The 24366-nt window shown below is 46.5% G+C and carries 16 protein-coding genes; 12 read left to right on the top strand and 4 right to left on the bottom strand.

The window, feature by feature from the left end:
* The first annotated feature begins 2 nt into the window (after window positions 1–2).
* A complete protein-coding gene (locus tag D9Y29_RS17780; RefSeq protein ID WP_127130684.1) occupies window positions 3–1349 on the top strand; it encodes a MutS-related protein in 1347 nt (448 codons plus the stop codon).
* A complete protein-coding gene (locus tag D9Y29_RS17775; RefSeq protein ID WP_127130682.1) occupies window positions 1346–2665 on the top strand; it encodes a MutS-related protein in 1320 nt (439 codons plus the stop codon). The genes D9Y29_RS17780 and D9Y29_RS17775 overlap by 4 nt, the downstream gene beginning before the upstream one ends.
* A gap of 87 nt (window positions 2666–2752) precedes the next feature.
* Here the strand turns inward: D9Y29_RS17775 and D9Y29_RS17770 are convergent, their stop codons facing one another.
* The 3 genes from D9Y29_RS17770 to D9Y29_RS17760 all read right to left on the bottom strand — a co-directional run bounded on the left by D9Y29_RS17770 (window position 2753) and on the right by D9Y29_RS17760 (window position 7113).
* Window positions 2753–5293, bottom strand: coding sequence for a DUF5686 and carboxypeptidase regulatory-like domain-containing protein (locus D9Y29_RS17770; RefSeq protein WP_127130680.1), 2541 nt, complete (start codon window positions 5291–5293; stop codon window positions 2753–2755).
* 79 nt (window positions 5294–5372) lie between these two features.
* Window positions 5373–6524: a FecR family protein gene (locus D9Y29_RS17765; protein ID WP_127130678.1), complete on the bottom strand. Its 1152-nt coding sequence runs from the start codon at window positions 6522–6524 to the stop codon at window positions 5373–5375.
* A gap of 43 nt (window positions 6525–6567) precedes the next feature.
* On the bottom strand, window positions 6568–7113 hold the full coding sequence (locus tag D9Y29_RS17760; protein ID WP_164735459.1) for an RNA polymerase sigma-70 factor: 546 nt from the start codon (window positions 7111–7113) through the stop codon (window positions 6568–6570).
* Between the two features lie 180 nt (window positions 7114–7293).
* On the opposite strand from D9Y29_RS17760, the gene D9Y29_RS17755 reads away from it, so the two are divergent.
* The 10 genes from D9Y29_RS17755 to D9Y29_RS17710 all read left to right on the top strand — a co-directional run bounded on the left by D9Y29_RS17755 (window position 7294) and on the right by D9Y29_RS17710 (window position 23411).
* Window positions 7294–10758, top strand: a complete 3465-nt coding sequence (locus tag D9Y29_RS17755; protein ID WP_164735458.1) for a SusC/RagA family TonB-linked outer membrane protein — start codon at window positions 7294–7296, stop codon at window positions 10756–10758.
* 9 nt (window positions 10759–10767) lie between these two features.
* Window positions 10768–12219 (top strand): RagB/SusD family nutrient uptake outer membrane protein, encoded by a 1452-nt coding sequence (locus D9Y29_RS17750; protein ID WP_127130672.1) that lies wholly within the window; start codon window positions 10768–10770, stop codon window positions 12217–12219.
* A gap of 206 nt (window positions 12220–12425) precedes the next feature.
* Window positions 12426–13178, top strand: coding sequence for a DUF4843 domain-containing protein (locus D9Y29_RS17745; protein WP_164735457.1), 753 nt, complete (start codon window positions 12426–12428; stop codon window positions 13176–13178).
* A 37-nt stretch (window positions 13179–13215) separates the two neighbouring features.
* Window positions 13216–14760, top strand: a complete 1545-nt coding sequence (locus tag D9Y29_RS17740; protein ID WP_127130668.1) for a PKD-like family lipoprotein — start codon at window positions 13216–13218, stop codon at window positions 14758–14760.
* A 253-nt stretch (window positions 14761–15013) separates the two neighbouring features.
* Window positions 15014–15937 (top strand): ABC transporter ATP-binding protein, encoded by a 924-nt coding sequence (locus D9Y29_RS17735; RefSeq protein WP_127130666.1) that lies wholly within the window; start codon window positions 15014–15016, stop codon window positions 15935–15937.
* 12 nt (window positions 15938–15949) lie between these two features.
* Window positions 15950–18268 carry an ABC transporter permease subunit gene (locus tag D9Y29_RS17730; RefSeq protein ID WP_127130664.1) on the top strand — a complete coding sequence of 773 codons (2319 nt, stop codon included), beginning with the start codon at window positions 15950–15952 and terminating at the stop codon, window positions 18266–18268.
* Window position 18269: 1 nt separating this feature from the next.
* Window positions 18270–19613 (top strand): MutS-related protein, encoded by a 1344-nt coding sequence (locus D9Y29_RS17725; protein ID WP_127130662.1) that lies wholly within the window; start codon window positions 18270–18272, stop codon window positions 19611–19613.
* A gap of 78 nt (window positions 19614–19691) precedes the next feature.
* Entirely contained in the window at window positions 19692–21005 is a 1314-nt protein-coding gene (locus tag D9Y29_RS17720) for a MutS-related protein (protein WP_127130660.1), read from the top strand.
* Window positions 21006–21309: 304 nt separating this feature from the next.
* Complete coding sequence (locus D9Y29_RS17715; RefSeq protein ID WP_127130658.1) at window positions 21310–22311, top strand: SPFH domain-containing protein; 1002 nt, start codon at window positions 21310–21312, stop codon at window positions 22309–22311.
* A 5-nt stretch (window positions 22312–22316) separates the two neighbouring features.
* The gene (locus D9Y29_RS17710) at window positions 22317–23411 is read left to right on the top strand and encodes a TFIIB-type zinc ribbon-containing protein (protein ID WP_127130656.1); all 1095 of its coding nucleotides are present in this window, start codon (window positions 22317–22319) and stop codon (window positions 23409–23411) included.
* Between the two features lie 17 nt (window positions 23412–23428).
* Here D9Y29_RS17710 and D9Y29_RS17705 read toward each other — a convergent pair whose 3' ends face one another.
* On the bottom strand, window positions 23429–24346 hold the full coding sequence (locus D9Y29_RS17705) for a helix-turn-helix domain-containing protein (protein WP_127130654.1): 918 nt from the start codon (window positions 24344–24346) through the stop codon (window positions 23429–23431).
* Window positions 24347–24366: the final 20 nt, after the last annotated feature.

Below are 24366 nucleotides of genomic sequence, written 5' to 3'. Positions count from 1 at the left end.
GCATGAGCCTCATCACCGATAAACAAACGCTCGACGATCTGAATATATTCGGAAAGAGGGGAGCGAACGCGATCTACAATATTTATAACCGCGCCTTCACTCGTGGGGGCGCGGAATTGCTGGAGGAAATTTTCCGCCGCCCGCTCGCTGATACGGATGCCATCAACCAGCGAAGCGCTACCATCCGTTTCTTTGCATCATCATCCATCCCTTTCCCATTCGAGAACGAATGGTTCGATGCAGCGGAACATTACCTTCAGCAAACCGATAACCGGAGCATGCTCAGCGAAACCGGGAATACGCTCGGCAGAAAATTCAACCAGCTCATCTCGGCCGATACTGAGCTGAAAGAGATCCAGAAAAGCGTGGCGGCCCTGGTGCAGATCCTCCGTAAAACGGATGAGCTGCTGAAGGAGATCAGTCCGAAAGCGGCTGGAACGCCCTATGCTGAAGAGTTACAACAGATGCAGCTGATTGTGCAGTCGCCCGAACTGGAACCTGCCTTGCAGGAATCCGCTCCGCAAAAACTGCCCTTTAACAAACTGGCTGAATTCGACAAGCTGCTCCGTTTCAAACAACGCAATAACCTGTTGAAATTGCTGGCGAAGATCTATCAGCTGGATGTGTACATGGCTGTTGCGCGCGTTGCGGTGGAAAAGAAATTCGCGTTCCCTGTGGCAAGGAAAAAAGAAGAGCAAATGTTAGTGCTGGAAGATTTCTATCATCCTGCCCTTCAAAACCCGGTAGTGAACAGTCTCACCATCACGCCACAAAGCAATATCCTTTTTCTCACCGGCGCCAATATGGCCGGGAAATCCACTTTCATGAAATCCCTGGGAGTGGCCATGTTCCTGGCGCATATGGGATTTCCTGTTCCTGCTTCGCGCATGGAGTTCTCTGTACGTGATGGAATATTCACCACCATCAACCTGCCTGATAATCTCGCGCAGGGCGCTAGCCATTTCTATGCGGAAGTATTGCGCATCAAGTCCGTGGCGGCTGAACTGAGTAAAGACAAATATCTCTTCGTGATCTTCGACGAACTTTTCCGCGGCACCAATGTGAAGGACGCCTATGAAGCCACAGTGGCTATCACGTCTGCCATTGCCAGGAGAAAGAACTGCATGTTCGTGGTGAGCACGCATATCATCGAAGCAGGAGCTGTGCTACGTGAGAAATGCAATAATATAAATTTCATTTACCTGCCTACACTGATGGAAGGTAACAGGCCCGTATATACGCATAAGCTGGCATCGGGCATCACTTCAGACAGGCATGGGATGGTGATCATCCGCAACGAAGGGATCCTGGATATTCTTACAAAGAAAAAAGCGGAGGTGATAGCATGAACTTCATAGCCGATACTCAAACACTGGAAGACCTGGCCCTGCTGGGCAAATTCAATCCCAATTCAGTTTTCAGCCTCTTCAATAAAGTGAAAACAAGGGGAGCAGAGAAACTGCTGGACAGGATGTTCCGCCATCCAATGACCGATGCGGATTCCATCAATGCGAGGAGTCAATCGTTCCGGTATTATTATGATAACGCAGTTTCATTGCCTGTGAGCGGTGAGCTGGTGGAAAAGCTGGAAGCCTATCTGGATGAGGCCCGGGGCGGTTCTTATGTAAGCAATCTCTGGACCAGCATGCGGAAGAAAGTGATGGCTTCACTCGTAAAGGACGAAAGCTATGGCCGCATTGAAGCTGGCGTACAACAATGCATCCTGTTCCTGCAGCAATCAAAGGAACTTTTACAAGAGCTGGAACAACTCAAGCAAAAAGAAAAAGCGCCCTGGAAGGAATGGGCTGATACATTGCTTAGCATCACCGGACATAGTTCATTGAGCGATATGCCTGATGGAAAAGATCGGCTGAGCCTGATGCAGGTGTCCAAACTGCATCACCTGTTTTCGCAAACAGTTCGGGAACCATTACAACAGTTGCTGGAGCTAACCTATGAGCTGGATCTGATGGTTACTGTAGGGCATGTGGCGCGTGCGCATAATTTCAATTTTGCAGTAGCCGAAGAAGGAGATCTGGCTGTTCTCGATGTTCAGGATTTGAGACACCCTTCGTTGAAACAGGCTGTTCCCAATAATATCCGCTTCGATACTGCGGGTAATACCCTGTTCCTGACCGGCGCGAATATGGCCGGTAAATCAACGCTGATGAAATCGGCGGGTATTGCAGCATACCTGGCGCATATGGGATTCCCCCTGGCCTGCTCCTCCATGCGCTTCACGGTGATGGACGGATTGTATTCATCCGTGAATGTGCCGGATGACCTGAATAAAGGTTACAGCCATTTTTATGCGGAAGTGCTTCGTGTGAAAACGGTAGCGGCGGAAGTGGCTTCGGAAAAAAAGCTTTTCGTGATCTTCGATGAGCTGTTCAAGGGAACGAATGTGAAGGATGCTTATGACGCCACACTGGCTGTAACAGCAGCTTTCGCTTCATTTCGAAAATCATTCTTCATTATCTCAACACATATCATTGAAGTGGGAGAGGAACTGATGCGCAGTGATGATAGTATCCGTTTCGTGTTCCTGTCAACCGTGATGCGCGGAACAGTACCAACCTACACTTATACATTACAGAAAGGAATCACAGAAGACCGGCAGGGTATGATCATCCTCGAAAATGAAGGCATCCTTCAAATGTTGTAAAGCCATGAATAGTCCGGCCCTTTGCAGTGAAGCCTGGGAGCAGGATCATCCCGTTTAATCCTGCTCCCGGCTCCTGCAAATAATAAACTATTTGAATTGAAGAGCTCCGCCCAGCAGTCCGCCTAATCCCAGTCGCAATGCTACCTGCCCTTTATTCCCGTTCAGGTATGAACCCACTACATCCACGCGCAGCACTTTGAAAATATTCTCCAGCCCTGCAAATACCTCCACATAATTGTTATCCTTGTTCACAAAGAAGGCATTGCCTCCGCCTACAAGATGCCAGTTCAGTTTTTTGAATAATGGAATTTTATTGGTGAGCATTCCATTGAAATGATGTTCGAGATGTGCAGCAGCATAAAATGATGCTGTAGTACTGTTGAGGTAATACGGAGCCAGTTGAAAACTGTTCAGGTATTCGCTGGCAAAAAGCAACTGGTTGCCATTGAAATGCTGGTAATCCTGGATCGGCACTTTCTTGTCGTTGATAAATCCGCCAATGGATACGCGGTATTTCATTGATCCGCGGAGTTTGAAATTCACATCATCGGACACGGAGAATTTCCATTTATCAAAATCCACATCACTGCCCAATACTTTATCGATGCCCTTATGATAAGCCAGTGTAAGCAAAGGATATTTCGATCCGATGGCCACCTTCCTCGTTGGATATTCGATGAATTGCTGTCCGGGTCTGTATTGCAGCTGTACGCGTGCAATAACGGCCTGATGACGGAAGAACTGGCTTCCCAACTTCTCGAAAGGATAATTGGGAGTGAAGATCTTGTCTTTATCCTTGAATATAGAGAAGTCGGTTGTGTTGTCCAGTGGCAGACGGTCTTCAAATAATACTCCACCGGTGATGCGCAGATCATTATCAAAACGCTTGTTGTACACCAGCTCGCCGAAGTAGTTCTCATAAATCTTCATATAATTCCGGCGATCAAATAGCGTATACAGGCTGTTGAACAAAGGCCAGATAGGATTTGCCTGGTTGAATTGGCTTACCCGCTTGCCGCCATTGATTGTCCAGGAACTGTTTTCGGCTGTAAGTCCTGTTCCGTCCCTTTCCAGTTTTTGTTTTGCAAACTGCAGGGTGCCCCAGGCGTTCAGGTGTGAATTGCTGAAACCGTAACGGAGATTGGGCGTAAAAGAGATCGTGTTCCCTGCCTTGGGCCACCAGCGGCGATAAGTGGCGCTGGCGCCAACCACCAGGCCTTCAACCGTATTGTACTGGACCTGTTTCAGCAATGGCTTCCATGTGATGTCTGCGGGCCGTTCCTTATTGAAGTTTGAAAAGCGCAGCCCATCGGTCCATAATACTTTCATAACGGTAATCCTTCCCTGTTTTCTACGCATGGAGTCGATATAGGCTTTGGACCAGGCGGAATCACTGCGATACGCATGCAGGCTGTCTTTGATCCTGTAATCCTTAATTTCTTCCGGCTCCAGGGCAACCGGGCGAATGGAATCCCAGTAGTTTTTTGATTTCTTATTGATGCTGGTATCGTAGCGGACGATCACATTATTGAAGTAATTGCGCTTGAACTCCGGCGTTAGTTCGTACTTGTTGTAAACATTCAGGAAAGTGCCAGTGGCATCGATGCCGAACTGGTTGAAGGTAAAATACACTACCTGGTCCTTGGTCTGCCAGATATCTTTCGCTACCGGCACATGGATCTGGCGGATCACCATGGTGTCCAGTATTTCCAGTTGCGATTGTTTGGTGAGGGTAAGTTCCAGGCTGTGAATGCGCCAGTCGCCTTCCGTGATATTGATGGTGCCTGCAAACAAGGGTTCATAGTTCCTGCGTGGGATCACCTTGATCTGGTTCACTTCTTTTCCATCTTCCCAATAGGACCCCAGGTACTGGTATTTGTAATAGTTCAAAGCCGCGTCGGCAATAGGGGAAACAAACCCCCGCGGATTGATCTGGTTGGCCAGAACGTTTACATTATTGTTGTAAAAATTAATGAAAGTGGGGAAATTGAAACCATAGCCCCCGGAGCCGCTTTCACGACCGGATAATACTTCCAGTTTTAACTTTCCCGGTTTCCTGTAAGCGATCTTTGTGAGGGATTCGGAGAGAAAGATCACGCCCTTGCCAATTGAGTCAACGCCCATATCCTGTTTGTCTTCGTCCTTTATTTTTTGCCCGAATACTTTCTTCGGCAGTTTGCGGGTCTTCATCAGTGTTTTGATATAAGCCTCGCAGGTAAAGGAATCGAGGGGAGCGAGGTAGTCTTTTCGCTTGCGGATGGCATTCCGGATGATCTCATATGCCGGGTCCTCTGCATTGGCCCGCACCACCACTTCATTCATGGTGGTCTGCTGCACCGCCAGCGTAAAATCGACAGAAACTGTACTGTTGCCGGATCCTACACTAACTGTTTTCTCTATACGCGCATAGCCAATGTATTGGCATACCACTGTATAGTTGCCGGGGGCAAGCTCCAGGAAATAGATCCCCTGGTTATTGCTGGTTGTGCCCTGGGTGGACCCTTTGATAAAAACTGATGCGTAAGGAAGGATCTCGCCTTTTTCATTGGTCACCCTGCCGGTTATGCGCCCGGCACGGGAAGAAAGAAAGCATAAGAAAAGGAAGGAAAGGAGTAAAGATTGTTTCATGCCGGCATGATACGGAATAGTATGCTGAAAGTTACAGCCTCCCCTGTTAAAAGTTTTTGAAAGGAAATATCCGGAATGGCTATTTCAAATGCAGGTTTCCATCCTTATCGAACGAGGATTCAATTTTTGCGATGGCTTTCAGATCGTCCAGGAATACTGTCACTGGCTTTTTCCTGTCGATCACCCCTGTAAACCTCCGGTCATTTATTGCAGGATTATCGATTTCCAGGTTTATCCCGAACCAGCGTGGCACAACTTTGCTGATTTCAGCGAGGCTGGCATCGTTGAAATAGTACAGGCCATTTCTCCAGCTCAGTACATATTTGGGATCGAAGGCTTCCTGGGCCACTGTCTGGCCGGCAGTATAGACTGCCTGGTTACCCGGGATTATCCTGCTTTCGCCTCCGGGAACTTTGAGGCTGACAGAGCCTTCCACCAGCGCCACTTTTTCTATTCCCCCATCATAGGTGTTCACATTAAAGGCGGTTCCCAGCACCTGCACACTGCTCTGCGGCAGGTGCACGATAAATGGTTTCGTGGCATCCTTCGCCACTTTGATATATGCTTCCCCATTTACCCTTATCTCACGCGTGGTACCGGTGAAGGATAGTGGAAATTCAAGTCTCGTTTTCGAGTTCAGCCAAACCTCCGTACCATCTGCCAGATTGATCCTGTAATCCGCGCCCACAGGCACATTCAGGGTACTGTTCCCGGGTGCAGCAGATCCGGTAAGTGAATAGTTCAGCTGCTTGCCGGTATTATTCAGTTTCGCAGGTCCGGCATCGATAGTTCCCTGCTGTTTGGAGAGATCGATCACTTTTCCATCTGCAAGTATCAGTTCAATGCCTGGTTTGGCAATGCCGGCCACAGGCGCCTTTGCTTCTTTTGCGGCGAATGGCTTCAGCAGGAACATCAATCCGGCGCCGATGACCAGTCCGGAAACCACTGCAGCGGCAAACCATTTCTTTTTATAGAACGGGACCAGTTTTGCTGATACCGGATTGCGAATATCTGCTGTTAGGTCCTTCCAACTTGGATTTTGCTGGCGATTGGAGAAATATTCAGCTGTGTTTTTTACAGGTATCTCATGCTTCAGTTCTTCATAGGCGGCATTGGCATGCGGATTCCGGCTGAACAATGCTGCCAGCTCAATTTCTTCTTCCGGGCTCAGCGAGCCGCTGATCTTGCCCAGTAGCAGAAATATTTCTTCCTCAGTTAATTTATCCAGCATATTAGAATGACTGTTTTTTCGATTGTAGTCACTAACCAAAAGCCTAATTTATTTTTAATTGCTGCCTTAGCATTTTAAGCGCCCGCGTCATATGATTGCTGATAGTGGCAGTGCTGATGCCCAATTCCTCTGCAATTTCCTTGTAGCTCTGCTTTTCAACATAATGGAGGCGGAAAACTTTGGCCGGCATCGGCGGCAGGCTGGTGATGGCGGCTTCCAGCTCCTGGCCGAGTTCACGATTCACCAGTTTGTCGCCCTCCTGAAAATTCCCGGCCTCTATCTCCCCGAACTGCCTTTGCAGCAATTTCCTGCGTTCTTCTTTTTTCTTCAGATCGATACTGCGATTACCAACAGACCTCACCAGGTAACCCACCAGGCCGGAATGGATATTCATGAAAATTTTGTTCTCCCAGAAATCAATAAAGAAATCCTGTACCAGGTCCTGCGCTGCTACTTCATCTTTCAGAATGGAAAAAGAATAGGCAAAGAGTCGTTCCCTCGTGCTGCGATACAAGGTATCAAAAGCAGCCAGATCAAAGGCCTTCAGCGCTTCTAACAATAGGGAATAATCTGTTGACTCGTTTTGCAAGCAGCAGTTTTTGGAAAAAGAATGATGGACGAATGTACATTTTTTAAAAATATTTCAATCCGGCTTAGTGACTCTTTCCTGAAAAACCGTCATTATGATAAGCGCTGAACTTTTCAACTGATCTAACAACCAAATCAACTGCGATTTATGCACGTAATGCTTCGGGTCAACTTATTGCTTGTGTCGATCTTCATTTTTTCATCTTCCACACTCTTTGCCGGTCCGGTATATGAACAGGGAAAGGAACAGACCAGGATCACCCTGAGTTTTAAAAACGTTCCCATCCGGCAGGTTTTCACATCTATCGAAGAAAAAGCAGATGTGATCATCATGTATGAGAATACTGACGAGATGAAAAGTACTAAGATCAGCATCAATGCCTCCAATATGAAGGTGTCTGATGTGCTGAACCAGATCCTGAAAAACAAATCACTGGAATGGACCATCAGGGATAATGTGATCCGCCTCGTTCAAAAGAAAAAGGAAACAGGCGTCAATGGCGGTGAAGCCGGTGGTAATGATAGCCATGAAAAAAACAATCTTTTCCAGTTCATCGTTTGTAAGGTGGTTGATTCAACCGGTGCTCCAATTGCCAGCGCCAGCTTTTCCATTCGCGGAACAGACAAGAAAGGTGCGGCAGACAATACCGGGCGTTTCGTATTACCTGATATAAAACTTACAGACGTCCTTATCCTTTCCGCAGTAGGCTATGTTCAACTGTCTGTTCCCGTTTCAGACATGTTGAGCATGCCGCCCGGAACTCCACTTTCACTAAAAAATGGAAAAGTGAAAAGAGGAGCAGGTACAGAATTCACTTTTATTTTATCGCTCCAGGAAAAGGAAATGGAAGAAGTGGTGGTAAGTACAGGTATGTTCGATAGAAAGAAGGAAACCTTTACCGGCGTTACACGCACTTACACAGGCAAGGAAGTTCGACTGGCCAGCAGGCAGAATGTGCTGGAAGCGCTCAACCTGCTGGACCCTTCATTCAGGATCATCCGGGATAATAACCTGGGTTCAGATCCCAACCAGCTTGCAAAAATAGAAATGAGGGGCAGCAGGAGCATGCCGCCCCCTACACCACAGAAATATAGCCAGCAACTGAAACTGCAGTATGAGAAAGATCCCAACCAACCCTTGTTTGTACTGGATGGTTTTGAAACGGACCTCCTCACTGTGATGAACCTGGATGTGAACAGGATCGCCAGTATCACATTGCTGAAAGATGCTGCTTCAACTGCATTATACGGTTCCAGGTCTGCCAATGGTGTAGTAGTGATCCAAACCATCAGACCTGCTCCCGGTGATCTGCGAATCACGTATTCAGCAACCGGCACTGTAGTGATGCCGGACCTTTCAGGCTATAATATGATGAATGCACGTGAGTTGCTGAAATTCCAGGAACTCGCATCCGTTGGCACCGGGGCGCCGGGTCCTTTTAATCAGGATGGATATAACGTGGTACTGCCTAAAGTAAAACATTCATTCAGGGAAAATGCCATCCTCCAGGGAGTGGATGAGAACTGGTTGAAAGTGCCGCTGCAGAACGCAGGCTCAGTGAACCATAATCTCTCCGTCAGTGGTGGCGACTCTTATTTCACTTATGTGGGAGGTCTAAGCAGGAACTCCAATATCGGAGTAATGAAAGGATCAGAGAATTCCAATACCAATGGTTATTTCAACCTCGCTTACAGGAAAGGCAATATCAATGTTTCTAATAATCTAAACATCAACGGACAAAAACAGTATGGAAGTCCCTACGGTTCATTTACGGAATATGTAAAGATCCCGCCCTATTACATGATCAATAACTCAGACCGTTACCTGGAGCAACATAATACTGAATATTATACTTCCGGTGGATTCCCTTTTGCTGCCAGTTTCCGATTCTCAAACCCGCTTTACAATGCAGGTCTCCCGTTCAGGAATACAGTGAAGGGAAATACGATCACCAATAATGTAATGGCCAACTGGGACGTATTCCCGTTCCTGAGATTATCGGGAAGTTTTCAATACCTCAAATCAGAAAGCCAGTCTGATTTTTTTGTGTCTCCACTCAATACAAAATTCGATGAAGTGGAATCGAGCCTGAAAGGATCTTATGATTACAGCAATCTTCATTCTGAATCATATTCGGGCAATTTCACCGTCACCTTCAATAAAGTAGTGGCAGGCAAACATATTTTCAATAGCAACCTGCGAAGCGAATTTCAGCAGGTCACTACAGAAACCAGCAATATTTCAGCAGTGGGTTTTGCCACCACGGCCGAACCGCTGATCTATCTCGCCAATTCATATACGCCTGACAGCAGGCCCGGAGGCACAACCACCAAACAGACTGCGATGAATTTCATTGCCAGTTTGAACTACTCCTATGATCTGAAATATAGCATGGACCTTTCTTACACACTTTCAGGCACCAGTATTTTTGGACTTGATAACCCTTACAAACCTTTTTATGCAATGGGTTTGAAATGGAATCTTCACCGCGAGAATTTCATGCAGCATATCAAATGGGTGAATGAGCTGGCCCTGGCTACCAATTTTGGTGTTACGGGAAATCAGAACGCAGGAAATTTTGGATCGAGAGCTACCTACCTGTTGAATAATACACCAACATTCTTTGGGGAATCAGTTAAGCTGATGAGCGTGGGTAATCCGGATCTCGACTGGACAAAAACATACAATCTCAGCTATAACCTGATCGGTAGGTTCTTCAATAAGCTGTCTTTGACAGCTTCTGGTTTCAGGAATATTACCAATCCGCTGATCATCGTTATGCCTTTACCTCCGTCTGTAGGTATTCCTGACGGCATTCCGCGGAATATCGGAAGGATGACGGAAACCGGTCTGGAACTGGACCTGGATGCAAGACTGGTGAATACGCGTGACTGGACCCTGAACCTCAGTCTTAAATCCCCGGTGTTGTATAAGCGCGAATACAGCGGTCTCGGAAATTCCCTGGAAAAATTCAATGATTCTGCACGAAGCGGAGGATACGCACAACGCTACTATGACGGAGCAAGTCCTGATGATGTCTGGGCCGTTCGCTCCGTTGGTATCGGACAGGCAAGAGGCATGGAAGTATTCCTTGACAAAAATGGGTTGTACACTTTTCTATTCGATAAGAACAATGAGGTGGTGATCGGCAGCAGCCGCCCGGTTACTCAGGGCGATATTGCCGTGAGAGCGCGGTATAAAAGGTTTACACTGGCTGTATTCTGCCGCTACATTGTTCAGGAAATGAAATTCAATGATGCGCTTTACAATAAAGTGGAAAATATCAGCAAGCCGCAAATGGAGTATAACCAGGACAAACGTGCGCTGTACGTCCGCTGGAAGCAGGCGGGAGACGATGCCAGCTTTCTCGGAATTACCAATACTACACTGGGTATGTCGTCTCGCTTTCTGCAAAAGGAAAATTCTTTTACAGTCAATAATATCACTTTCAATTACGATCTCCTGGACCAGTATTCACAGGGGCTGAAAGCGTATATCAGGAAAAAACTTGGTCTGCAAACCTTTGGTTTCTCTGTAACCACCACCAATATTTTCCAGTTCAAATTATCCAACATACAAAGGGAAAGAGGACTTGATTATCCTTTCCAGCGTAGCGTTACCCTGAATGTAAACATGACCTTCTAAAACTGCGTTATGAAAATCAAACCAACCGTTTTTATATATCTGGTGCTGGGACTGTTGTTACTGCACGCCCCTTCCTGTAAGAAATTCCTGCAGGTGCAACCAAGGGATTATATGTTTGAAGAAGAAGCCTTTTCTACTCCCAAAGGTGTGGAATCGGTGCTGAATGGAATATACCAGTCCCTGGCCGATTCCCTTTCCTATGGCAATGCCCTTTCCATGAATGCAACGGAGAATATGGCGCAATACTATTATTCATTCCGCGGGCCATACAGCAATGTATTCAGGGACTTCATTTATGTAGTGCCTGAAGCCAGAACGGCACTGAACAATATCTGGAGCCAGTCTTACCGGACCATCCTCGGCATCAATAATTTTTGTGAGAGGCTGGAAGCGCCTTCCTTCAATGTACTGCCTGCTGCGCAAAAGAATATCATGCTCGGGGAAGCCTATGCTATCAGGGCCTGCCTGCATTTTGACCTTCTTCGTATGTTCGGTCCCGTTTATGTGAAGAATGCAGCCAGCCCCGCCATTCCCTACGTGAAGATCGTTGCCAGGGAAGCGCAACCGGTGCTGCCTGCGAGCGAAGTGATCTCCGCCATCATAAAAGACCTGGAAGCATCACTGGCATTGCTCGAAAATGATCCTGTACGCACGAAAGGACCTGATTGGTCAACAGTTTCAGGAGAAGGGCAGGCCGTTGATTATTTCTCCAATCGCCAGAGAAGGATGAACTACTTTGCCGTGAAAGCCTATACTGCAAGGGTATTGCTGTACGCCGGTAAAAAAACGGAATCATGGAACACTGTACAGTCGATCCTCACTGCACAGGAAACTTTCTTCCCCTGGCCGGCAGAACCTGATTATAGCAAGGATCCTTTACTTAGTAAAGAAACTTTTTTCGGTATCGAGAACAGGAAAATGTACGAGTATGACCGCCGGATGTTCAGTGCCTTATTGAATGATGAGGTGATTGCAACCCCGGCTCCTGCCCGCCTGGCAGAGATTTACAATACTGCTTCAAAAGATCTTCGCCTGAAATACTGGTTCAAGGTTGGTCTTGAAGGAAATAAGACCTACAAGGTGATGGTAAAGTTCAGCAATACTACTGTTACCAATTCCTGGCTCAGGTATTTCCAGCCACTGATCAGGAAATCCGAGCTCTATCTCATTGCTGCGGAAACTGCCCCCACACTGGAACAGGGCTATTTTTACCTGAATACATTAAGAGTAAACAAGGGATTGCCACCTGTAGAATACCATTCCGGAAGTACTTCAGTGGAACTGATGACCAATATCAGGAATGAATACCAGCGTGAGTTCATAGGAGAGGGACAGTTGTTCTTTATGTTCAAAAGACTGAATCTGGGAGAAATCCCTTCCTATACAGGAGAAAGCACTATTGCTATGGATGACTATAAATATGTTCCTCCTGTGCCGGATGATGAATCCTGGTATCGTTGATCCTATGCAAAACCATCACACAAGACTATACGCTTAAATAATTATATATGCCCGGGAAAAAAAGATTTTGTTTACAGATAGCCGTCTGCATTACAGCTGTTCTTTCGCTTGCTGCATGTAAAAAAGTGGAACCTGAAAAATTTTCCGCTAACAACTTTCTCTATTTTATCAATAAGAATTACAGTGAGGCAATACTTACTGTTAACATGAGTGCGATCTATGCAAAGCAACAGGAATATAATTTCCTGATCACCTGGAACCAGACGGATACATTTCGTACCAATATCGATCCAACACTTCAGCTTTATATCCAGGCGGATGGAAGACTGGCCAGCAGAAAGCGTCCTGTTTCACTGGAGATAGAAGGAAATGGAAAGGAGTTCGCAGTTTTTCCTGATCTGGATTCCATCTATATCCCAGCGAATGCAATCGGATATAAACTGGACATAAAACTGGCCAGACCACCAATTTCCGATACCGGCGTTAAAACCCTGACCATAACGCTGAAGAACAACGAAGATTTTAAACCCGAAGAACATGCCTGGAATAAAGTGACCTATGTATTCGGGAATATGGTAAAGCCCCCCAGGTTCTATAGTTCCATTATCGATAAATACGGAGAATTTTCACCAGCAAAGATGTATGCTATGAGAGAGGCAGTTGCAGGAAAGGACAAATCATTCTGGGAAACAGATCCTGATGTGATACTACTGAATACCAGCCTGCAGAATTTAGGTGCAAAGAAGTTTCGTTTCGATCCGTTTACGCTGGATCAACTGTACAACGTCATGGACGTAACATCCTACCTGCAGATCCCTGAGCAGCAGGGGCCGGTGCAGGATGCCTACTGGAGGCTGACGCAAAAAATGATCTCGCTCACAGAAGAGCTTATCGATGAAAGAAGAGCTGCCAACAACCCAATACTGGATGCGTCAGGAAAAGAAATTTTATTTCCCTGATGAACCCCTCCCACTATAATTCAAAAATATCAGCATAATGAGATCATTGTTCTTTTATACAAACCTGCTGCTCTGCTTTGCAGCTGTTCTGATCAGTGGCTGCAAGAAAGATCTGGTGAACAACAATAAAAAACTACCGGAGCATTTTACTGTTGAGCTACCCAAAGAAGAACTGACGCTGATCAGGGGCCTGGAAGGCGCAGACTCTATCAAGGCTAGGATCAAAATACCAGGACAATCATCTGCGCAATTTGATACTGCGGCCTATTCCTTTACCTGGACAAGCCTTTCCAACGGAGACACGCTTAGTTATAAGCCATATCTGATACCCAGTGATTTTGACGGATTGCCCGCTGTTCTGAATTCTGTTTTACTGACAGTGAAAGAAAAGAAAACAGGAATAATGGAAATGGTAACCAGCTCGGTTTCCATCACTACACCAACCCGGGAAGGATGGATGATACTGGGGGAGAAAGCTGGTGCTGCACAACTCGGCATGCTCACCTATACAACCCTGGGCTACAAGAAATTCGTGGACCTGGCAACAGAACTGGGAAAGAATATTTCGCTCAGCGGAAAGCCTGTCTGCATCAACGCTATAGGCAGTGATATCTTTTTCGGCCTGAGCGTACTGCAATGGGTGGGCATCACTACAGACCAGGAGATCAAAGTTTTGCAGAGCATGGACTTTGTGGTGGACCAGAATATTTCCAATTTCCTTACCAATACTTTTCAACCCAGTCCGGCTAACCCTGTAAAACTCGAAAAGACCGGCTATACAAGTTTTGCGGCCAACAAAGGCGATGACCTGTTTTTTTCAAGCTTGTTCTATCTGAAATATATGGGCCTCATGATGACCCAACAATTGAATGTATTGAATGGTCAGCCCTTCCATGTGTCTAAGGTGCATACTTATGTAGGACCAGGTCGCGGGCCTTTTGATTATAGTCGCCTGGTGTATGATCTGGATGAATACAAATTCAGATGGGTGCCTGATGACGGGTTACATGATCTTACGCTTCAAACTCCTTTTGCAATGGACGGATTTCAACCCTATGCCATACAGAACAAAATGAGTGAGCCGGGAGAAGAAAGCCTGATCCTTTCCTTGATGCATAATCCGGTTACACAGCAGAGTTTTATGTTGCAATTTCTGACTAATGGAATAGTGAAAGAAACGAAAGAGATCGCTTATTCCGATGCCGCGGATATCATTGCATCCAGGTTCATCGAGATCGATCATAACACAGGATATATCATTTATGTAAAAGGAAACAAGGTGATGGCTTATGATTACACCATCGGCCAGACCTTCATGCTGCTGGATATGGGTAATGAATCCATCAGCCTGATGAAATTTGAAAAATACAACCAGGGATTCAGCAAAATGCCGGGACGTGTTGAAGTGTATGATGAGTTGTTCAAAAGACTGGTGGTATGTACCTATGATGCAACCAACCCCGATAATAGTGGAAAATTCAAATTATACCAGATCCCATTGGGACATCAGTCGCCCGTGCTTGAATTGGAGGAAGGCGGCTTCCCCAAAATAGTGGACGCATCGTTTGTGCCTATCCATTAGACAGGCAAGTATCACCGAGCACAAAGAACAATTGACAGTGGAGGTAGAACTGCCTTCCGGGGATCTGTTTGCCATAGAAAAACGAAATAGTCGGAGTGCTGCCAGTCGCTCGCGTCCCCGCGAGTGACTTCTATTCCGTCGCCTCCGGCGACACAGTGTTCGCCGGAGGCGAACACATATGAGTCACTCGCGGGGACGCGAGCGACTGGCAGCACTCCGCTTAATTCAATCATTTTTTAATACTGAAACCCATATGAGTAGCATTTTAAAGATCGAAAATCTTTCTCACCGGTATAGTGCAGCCTGGGCTGTCCGGGATATCAATCTCGAAATAGCGCAAACCGGCGTCATTGGCCTGCTGGGATCGAATGGTGCAGGTAAGTCTACCACCATGAATATCATTTGTGGTGTGTTGAACCAAACAGAAGGAAAGGTTTATATCGATGGAAAAGATACAAGAAAGGAGCCTGAAGCTGCGAAAATGAATATCGGATTCCTGCCACAGAGCCCGCCACTGCACAGTGATTTCACTGTGAATGAATATCTCACTTATGCTGCCGGCCTTCGATTGATGGAGAAAAGCAAGATCAAAGGCGCAGTAGAAGAGGCCATGGAGAAAACAGGAATTGCCCATTTCAGTTCCAGGCTGATCAGTAATCTCTCCGGTGGTTACAAACAGCGCGTAGGCATTGCACAGGCGATCATTCATAAGCCCAGGCTGGTGGTGATGGACGAGCCTACCAATGGCCTCGATCCCAACCAGATCATTGAAGCGCGTAAGCTTATCCGTGAGATCGCGCAGGAAAGAACTGTACTCCTGTCTTCCCATATCCTTTCTGAAATACACCTGCTCTGCAGGGAAGTGATCATGATAGAAGCCGGAAGGATCGTGTTTTCGGATACGATGGATGCATTCAACAATTATATCCAGCCAGGTACTATGCTGTTGAAAATGGAAAATCCGCCGCCGCTGGCTGAACTCCTTTCCATCAAAGGTGTGTCCAATGCTGAGTACCTGACGGATAAGCAGGCAAGGCTTTATTTCGATGGCGACCAGGATGTAACGGAAAGGATCATCGAAACCGCCGTGAAGAGCGGATGGAGAGTGCGGGAAGCCAACCTCGACAAAAACCTGCTGGACGACATCTTTAAACAATTATCTACTCAATCCTTATAATTACTGACAGACATGAAAACAATTTTGCGGATATCAAGAGCAGAACTGCGCAACCTGGTCTATTCTCCCGTTGCCTGGTTCCTTGCTGTGGTGTTTATGGTTCAATGTGCCTTTTTTTATAACAGGATCGTATATGCGTGGGCGAGGATGCAGGAGCTGGGTATGAAAACTGCCAAATTCAAAGGATTCGATCTTTCCCTTACCAAATCTATGTTCCTGAATCCGGACGGAATGTTCGTGAATGCAATGAGCAATCTTTATTTATTCATTCCACTGCTTACGATGGGCCTGCTGAGTCGTGAAGTGAATAGCGGTAGTATAAAACTATTGTATTCATCTCCCATCAAAACAAGACAGATAGTATTCGGAAAATACCTGGCCATGATGGTGTTCAACCTGGTGCTGATTGCCATCATTGGTTTCTTTATGGTGTCTGCCGGTTTCAATATCAAGTCTGTGGATTATGGTTTGCTGATTGCGGCATCTATCGGGTTCTATTTGCTGGTGTGTGCGTATGCAGCGATTGGTCTTTTCATGTCGAGCCTCACCAATTACCAGATCGTATCCGCCATAGGAACATTTGTTGTTGTGCTGGTGCTGAGCCGTATCGGAGGGTTATGGCAGAAACATGATTTTGTAAGGGACCTCACTTATTTTCTCTCGATATCCGGAAGGGCAGAGAAAATGTTGAATGGACTGATTACCACCAAGGACCTGTTCTATTTTTTTGCTGTGATCTGTATGTTCCTTGCATTCACTTTGCTGAAATTAAGATCTGTGAGGGAAGTGAAGCCCTGGTATGTGAAAGCTGCCAGGTACTCCGGTATTACTGTAGTAGTGCTTCTTTTGGGATATATTACTTCACGTCCTGCATTGATCGGCTACTGGGATACAACAGCTACACAGGCCAATACCATCCATCCGAGAGTGCAGAAGATTGTGAAAGCGCTTGGCAAGGAGCCGCTGGAAGTAACCCTGTACACAAACCTGATGGGGAAAAATGGATCATTGGGTTTGCCTGAGAACAGGAATAATTACCTGTCTGAGTTATGGGAATATTATGTAAGGTTCAAGCCCGATATCGAATTCAAATATGAATATTACTATGACGCCAAACCTGATCATTACCTGTTCAGGGCTTTCCCAGGAAAGAACATACATGAAATAGCAAAGGAACTGGCGAAATCGATGGACCTGAACCTGAACCGATTCAAAACTCCTGACCAGATGAAGCAGATCCTGGATCTGGAAGATGAAGACTATGGCCTGGTGATGCAGCTGAAGTACAAGGGCAGGACCACTTTCCTGCGAACCTTTGTAGATTATCCCTGGCCCGGCGAAGAGCATGTGGCAGCTGCCCTGGCGAGGCTGCAATTCCCTAAAATGCCTACCATGCTTTTCACTACAGGTAACCTGGAGCGCGACCCGAATATACTGGGCGAGCGTGGCTACTCCATGAGCACAACAGCGAAATTGCAGCGGGTGTCTCTGATCAACAATGGTATCGATATCGATACCATCAACCTGGAAAACAAGGATATTCCTTATGACTCGATGAATATCGCGGCGCTGGTACTGGCCGATCCCAAAACTGAATTGAGTGAAACGGTGAAAAGGAAAATACAGGAATACATCGATAAGGGTGGAAACTTCATGCTTTTGGGCGAGCCGAGAAAAGAAGATATTGTAAATCCTGTATTGAAGCCATTGGGTGTTCAGTTTGAAAAAGGAGTGATGGTGCAGGTATCCAAACACAATGCGCCGGACATGATCATTCCATTTCTTACCAATACTGCTTCTGATCTGGCGGAAGAAGCCATGTTGCTGAAACTGAAAAGTAAAAAAATCGACAGCCTTTACATCAGGTCCGAGACCGTACTTCCCATTACCACGCTGGATAGTTCAGTCTTCACCGTTAGTCCGGTTACGATCGCCATGCCTGATGTGTGGTTGAAAAAAGGTGTATTGGTAAGGGATTCTGTCCCCCCTGTATTTACACCTGCTGAAGGGGATATCAAAAACGGCGCATTCCAAACATCGGTTGAGCTTACACGTAAGATCAACAATAGGGAACAACGGATTTTCGTGTCTGGTGACGCAGATCTGATTAGTAATAAATTCCTGGGAGGTGATTATTTCGGCAGGGCAATCTACAGCTGGCTGGATAATAATGAATACCCGGTTTATGCGCCGAAGCCCCAATATAAGGACAATCTGTTCCTGATCACTCCGGAAACAGCGGACCTGCTGATCACTATCAATACATGGATCATTCCTGCAATCCTGGCTATCATAGGAACAGTTATCATTATCCGAAGAAAAAGAAAATAAGATGCGCCTTCAAACAGACGAACAAACCATCGAAGATCTCAGGATCTTCAGTAAGAAAGATAGTCCGGGTATTTATGATATCTACAATCAAACCCATACCCGTGGCGGGGAAGCTGCATTGCAGGAAATGTTCCGTCATCCTTTGGGAAGCCGGGAGCTCATCAACAAACGCAGTTCGGTGATTGAACAGTTCTCGAGGTCCGGCGCCCGCTTTCCGTATAGCGCTTCCTTATTCGATATGGCGGAGAAATACCTGGTCCATGCAGGAGAACGGGATACACGGTCCCCGAATGGAGTGATATTCGGAGAAAAGGAAATTCAGAACGGCGTAGGTGCAGTAATAGAATTGATCAATGTCACTCATTCTTTTCTCAATTCAAAAGAATTGGAAGCTGTGAAGGATTATGCAGAGGAAAAGAAAGAAATATTGCTGCTGCTGGCTGACCCTGCTTTTGAACCGGTTATGAAAGATCACTCCAAAGGAAAGCTGTCTTACGCTTCTGTAACTGCCTTCGATACTTTGTTCAGGGTTCGTGAGTATGCGAAGATCAAAAAACTGCTGGGGTATATTTTTCGTATCGATGTATACCTTTCCGTTGCGGAGGTGGCCAATAAAAGGGATTTCGTTTTTCCAAAAGCGCTGGAAAAGGGGAATTATGCACTGGAGATAACCGGCCTATATCACCCTGAGCTGAAAAATCCTGTGAGCAATGATATCAGCCTGAATGCTGTTTCTCCTGTGTTGTTTTTGACCGGGGCGAATATGGCAGGTAAATCCACCTTCCTGCGTTCGCTGAGTACAGCAGTGTATATCGCGCATATGGGATTCCCGGTGGCAGCAAGGTCTATGCAATTCCCGGTAATGGATGGTATTTACACCACCATCAATCTTCCGGATAACCTGGGCATTGGTGCGAGCCATTTCTACGCGGAGGTATTGCGTGTAAAGAAGATGGCGGAGGAATTGCATGCGGGCAGGTCATTGTTCGTGATATTCGATGAACTGTTCCGCGGAACCAATGTGAAAGATGCTCATGAAGCAACAGTGGCTGTTACCAATGGATTCTCGCAGAAGGGGAATAGTTTGTTCGTGATCTCTTCCCATATTGTTGAAGCCGGCGAACAGCTGATGCAGAATCCGAAGATCGGGTTTCAATACCTGCCCACGCGCATGAATGGGCATACACCTGAATATACCTACAAATTGGAAAGAGGAATAACCGAAGACAGGCATGGCATGATCATCATCAATAATGAAGGGATCCTGGAAATATTGAAAAATGGAATGAAATCCAGGAAAACGAAACCGCAGGGAGCCAGTCGTTCGCCTCTGGCGAGTGACTGATATTTGTTCGCCTCCGGCGAACACCGCGTTGCCGGGAGGCGAGCCACTGGCGGCACTCTGATATTTAAAATCAACAAAATGAGTTTCAAGATAGATAAACAAACCCTGGAAGAGCTGAACCTGCTGGGCAAATTCAGGCAGGGGTCCGTATATCATTTGTTCAATAAGGTGAAAACAAGAGGTGGTGAGAAACTGCTGGATGATATGTTCCATCATCCATTGAGGGATGAAAAAGCAATCAACAACAGAACAGCCGTTTTCCGTTTTTTCCAGGATCAACATTTCGTTTTTCCATTTGATGTGATGCAAATAAACCTGATGCGTGAATACCTGGATGGGGGAGGGAAGAACAATGAGGCGATGGCACTGATGGATATCATGTACAAGAAATTATTATCCAGTCTTACCCGGGATGAACGATTCAAGAAGATCGTACAGGGCTTACAGGCCACCATCGTTACCTTGAAAAAATGTGCCGTATTTGTAGAAACGATACAAACGAAGAATGGTGTATTTGAAAACAGGGTACAGGCCGTGAGAGCCGTTCTGGGCGGGAAGCAGCTGAATAACCTGCTCAATACAGATATTTACCAGAATCTTCCTTTGAAAAAGATCGCACAGTATGATCACCTGCTTAAGAATGAGCTGGCAAAGGCTTTGCAGGAGGTCCTGGAATTCATTTATGAACTGGATGTGAATATTGCCGTGGGTAATATTGCGGCCGCTCGCGGTTTCACTTATGCGCAGGCCTTGCCTGCGGAGCGGGATATCTTCTCTGCCGCCGATCTCAGGCATCCCTGCCTGGAATCTGCCATCGGGAATGATATCCTTATGAGTGAAGTTAAGAATGTGATCTTCCTTACCGGGGCCAATATGGCGGGTAAATCAACACTGATGAAAAGCATCGGTATCCTGATGTACCTGGCGCACATGGGTTTCCCGGTTGCGGCAAAGGATGCAGCGTTTTCTGTAAGGGAAGGAATGTATACGAGTATCAATGTGGCTGATAATATCGGGCTGGGCTATAGTCATTTTTATGCAGAAGTGGTAAGAGTGAAGCAGGCTGCGGAAGCAGCGGCTTCCGGAAGCAGGTTGTTATTGATGTTCGATGAGCTGTTCAAGGGAACGAATGTAAAAGATGCTTACGATGGAACACTGTCTGTTACCCAGGCTTTTTCCGGGTATACCGATTGTTTGTTCGTGGTGTCTACCCATATCATTGAAGTAGGCGAGGCGCTCCGGGAAAACGATAATATCCGTTTTGCCTATATGCCAACAGTAATGGAGGGATCAAGACCCAGGTACACGTACAGGTTACAGGAAGGGATAACAGAAGACAGGCAGGGAATGATGATCATCAGGAATGAGGGGATCCTGGAATTATTGAAATAGAATAATAGAAAAATTTCTCATTGGTGCAATTACTCCTATGCAGTGGGGCTGACTAAAAAGGGCGGAGAGCTGGCAGTCGCTCGCCTCTGGCGAGTGACTTGTAATTGTTCGCCTCCGGCGAACACTGCGTCGCCTGAGGCGACTAAACCAAACTCACTCGCCGGGAGGCGAGCGAGTTGGTACAGCGAAATGAAATGTAACATCCTTTTTGGTCAGACCCTTTTTTTCTCCCCCTCCCGGATTTTCTGTAATTTTTCCCTCTGATTCGCTACAAACTATTCACAACTCAACTAAATCAACACATATGGGCCTGTTTGACTTCATCAAGAACGAATTTATTGAGGTGATTGAATGGGTAGACGATACCCCGGATACTGTCATATATAAATTCCCCGACAAAGGCAATAAGATCAATAACGGCGCCCAGCTCACCGTGCGCGAGTCCCAGGTGGTGGTGCTGATGAATGAAGGCGAATTCGGTGATGTATACATTCCCGGAAGGCATGAGCTCACCACCAAGAACATGCCCATCATCACTACGCTGAAGTCCTGGAAATATTTATTCGATTCACCTTTCAAGGTTGATATATACTACGTAAGTACCAAACAGTTCACCAACCTGAAATGGGGTACGGCCAACCCGGTGATCGTGAGAGATAAGGAATTCGGTCAGGTGCGCCTGCGTTCTTTTGGTACCTATGCTGTGCGTGTGATCGATCCAAAAAAGTTCATCAAAGAGTTTGCCGGCACCAATCCCTGGATACGTATCGAAGCTGTTAATGAACAACTGAGGAATATCATCGTCAGCAAACTCTCAGAAGGTTTGGCTGAAGCGAATATTTCCATACTGGACCTGGCAGCCAATTTCACAGAAATAGGAGAGAAGCTGAAGCCCGTATTCCAAAAGGAATTCGACGTATGGGGCATCGAGCTCGGACAATTCTATATCGAGAATGTTTCGCTGCCGGAAGAAGTGGAAAAGATGCTGGACAAAACCACGCAGCTCAACATGCTCAGCAATAAGCTGAACCAGTTCAATCAAATGCAGGGTGGTATTGCCATCGAGAACCTTGCCAATAATCCCGGCGCAGCAGGAACTGCAGGTATCGGTGCTGGTGTGGTGCTCACAAATCTGCTACAACAGGCACAGCAACCCAATGCCGGAGGAAACACAACCGGCAATGAAGCCCAGGACAAACAGAAACTCCTCGATCTGCTGAAACAGCTCGGAGAGCTGAAAACCCAGGGCATCATTACAGAAGATGAGTTCAATCAAAAGAAAGCCGAGATACTAGGTAAGCTCTAAGCAACATGGAATTGACATCTACCGAACCCCTGTTACTATTTCCTTGTCCCGGCTGTAATTCGCAGTTGTACTTCAATCCACAGAACCAGCAACTGGTTTGCGAACATTGCGGTACAAAAGTGGACATAGAAAAGTCCACCAACCTGATCAGGGAGAATAGTCTGAAGGAGCAACTGAATGGGGGCACAGATGCAGCTGCCATCACCATCGAGCAGCAGGTGTACAAATGCAACCGTTGCGGTTCACAATCTGTATTCACCACGGAAACCCCCATTTTTGTTTGCAGCTTCTGTAATTATGAAGCGGTGAACCCTGTGGCTTACAAAACGCGTATCATACAACCTTCTGGTATGATACCTTTCATGATAGATCAGCAGCATTCCATTTCGATCTTCAAAACATGGCTGGGCAAAGGATGGTTTGCGCCCGCCGACCTCAAGGAATTTGCCCGGCAGGATGCACTGCACGGGATCTATCTTCCCTTCTGGACCTATGATGCGGAAACGCATAGCCAGTGGAGCGGATACGGCGGACGTTACTACTACGTCACAGAATACTATACGGACGGAAATGGTAAACGGCAGTCCAGGCAGGTGCGTCATACGCAGTGGGTCTATCGTGAAGGAACATACGATCATTTCTTCGATGATATCCTGATCGGCGGCGCCGATGAATTGTCACAGGATGAATATGAAAGCATCTTCCCTTATGATCTGCAGGCGCTGGTGAATTTCGATCCGCGATATATGTCGGGCTGGAAAGCGGATGTGTACGATATCGCAGTACATGATGGATACGATAAGGCCGAAGCCATCATGAGTGAATGGATCCACGAAGCCTGCGCAGACCAATGCCGGATCGATACCTACAAAGGGTTGCAGGTTAATACTGAATATGCTGCTCAGACCTACAAGCATATTCTTCTTCCTCTCTGGATCTGCTCATATGTGTACAAAAAGAAGACCTACCACTTCCTGGTGAACGGTCAAACAGGTAAGATCCACGGGAAAAAACCTGTTTCAGCGTGGAAAGTGACGTTGGTAGTGGTTTTGGCGCTGTTGGTAGTATTTGCAATAATAATGTTGTTCCAAAATAGCTGATCAACTTGTTAATCAATTCAAAGAATCACGCCCGGCTCTGTTCTGAATACCCGGGGACTTTTTCCCGTATGTTTCTTGAAAAAAAGATTGAAGTACTGCGGATAGCTAAAGCCGAGACTATCCCCGATCTCTGTGATATTCCAGTCGCTGTTCTGCAGCAGATCGATGGCTTCATTCACTAATTTTTCTGCGATCAGTTCCGATGTTGATTTGCCGGTTGCTTCCTTGAGGCAATGGTTGAGGTGATTCACATGGGTATGCAGTTTCAGGGCGAAGTCGTTCGGTGTTTTGAGCCGGATGCTGTTCTTTGGTGAATCGATGGGGAACTGGTTATTGAGCAGGTCCATGAATTCGTTCACCAGCCTTTCACTTTTGAGCGGCTTTTGGTGCGGTGATCTGGAGGCTTGTATTTTGAGTGTATTGTAAATGATGAGTTTCAGGATGCTCCGGATGATCTCATGCCTGTAGGCAGAATGCTCTGCAAACTCGCTCTCCATCAGTCTGAACAGGTTTTTGAACTGTTCGTATTGTTCAGGTTCAAGGAAGAGGAAGGAATAAATGCTATGCCGGAACCTTTGCTTGAGCTTGCGCAATTCCCTTTTTAATTCTGCATTCAGGTATAGGTCGTTGAACAAACAAACATATCCATCCTGTTTGCCGGAAAGGTTCTTCCAGCCGAATTCGATTTCGGGATCATTGAAGAAGATGGCCGGCCGGTTGATGGGCACTTCTCCTTTATCTGTTACCAGTACGGCATTGCCACCTGCGATGGAGATCTTATAGTAATCCCTTCTGCTGAAGGGGATGGTAGCCATGCAGTTCTTACGCTGCAATACGTTGAAATGGCTGGCTCTTCCCTGCGATGCCAGCAGGTCTTCCGGAATTTCCCGGTTGGTGCTGGTATAATACTGTATGATCGACTCTCTCTGTACCATACACCAAATTTAATCAATTC

The sequence above is a fragment of the Pseudoflavitalea rhizosphaerae genome, assembly GCF_003991355.1.
Taxonomy (GTDB): Bacteria; Bacteroidota; Bacteroidia; order Chitinophagales; family Chitinophagaceae; genus Pseudobacter; species Pseudobacter rhizosphaerae.
The sequence above is the reverse complement of the archived record's forward strand: the minus strand, read 5'-3'. Positions and strand labels throughout refer to the sequence as shown.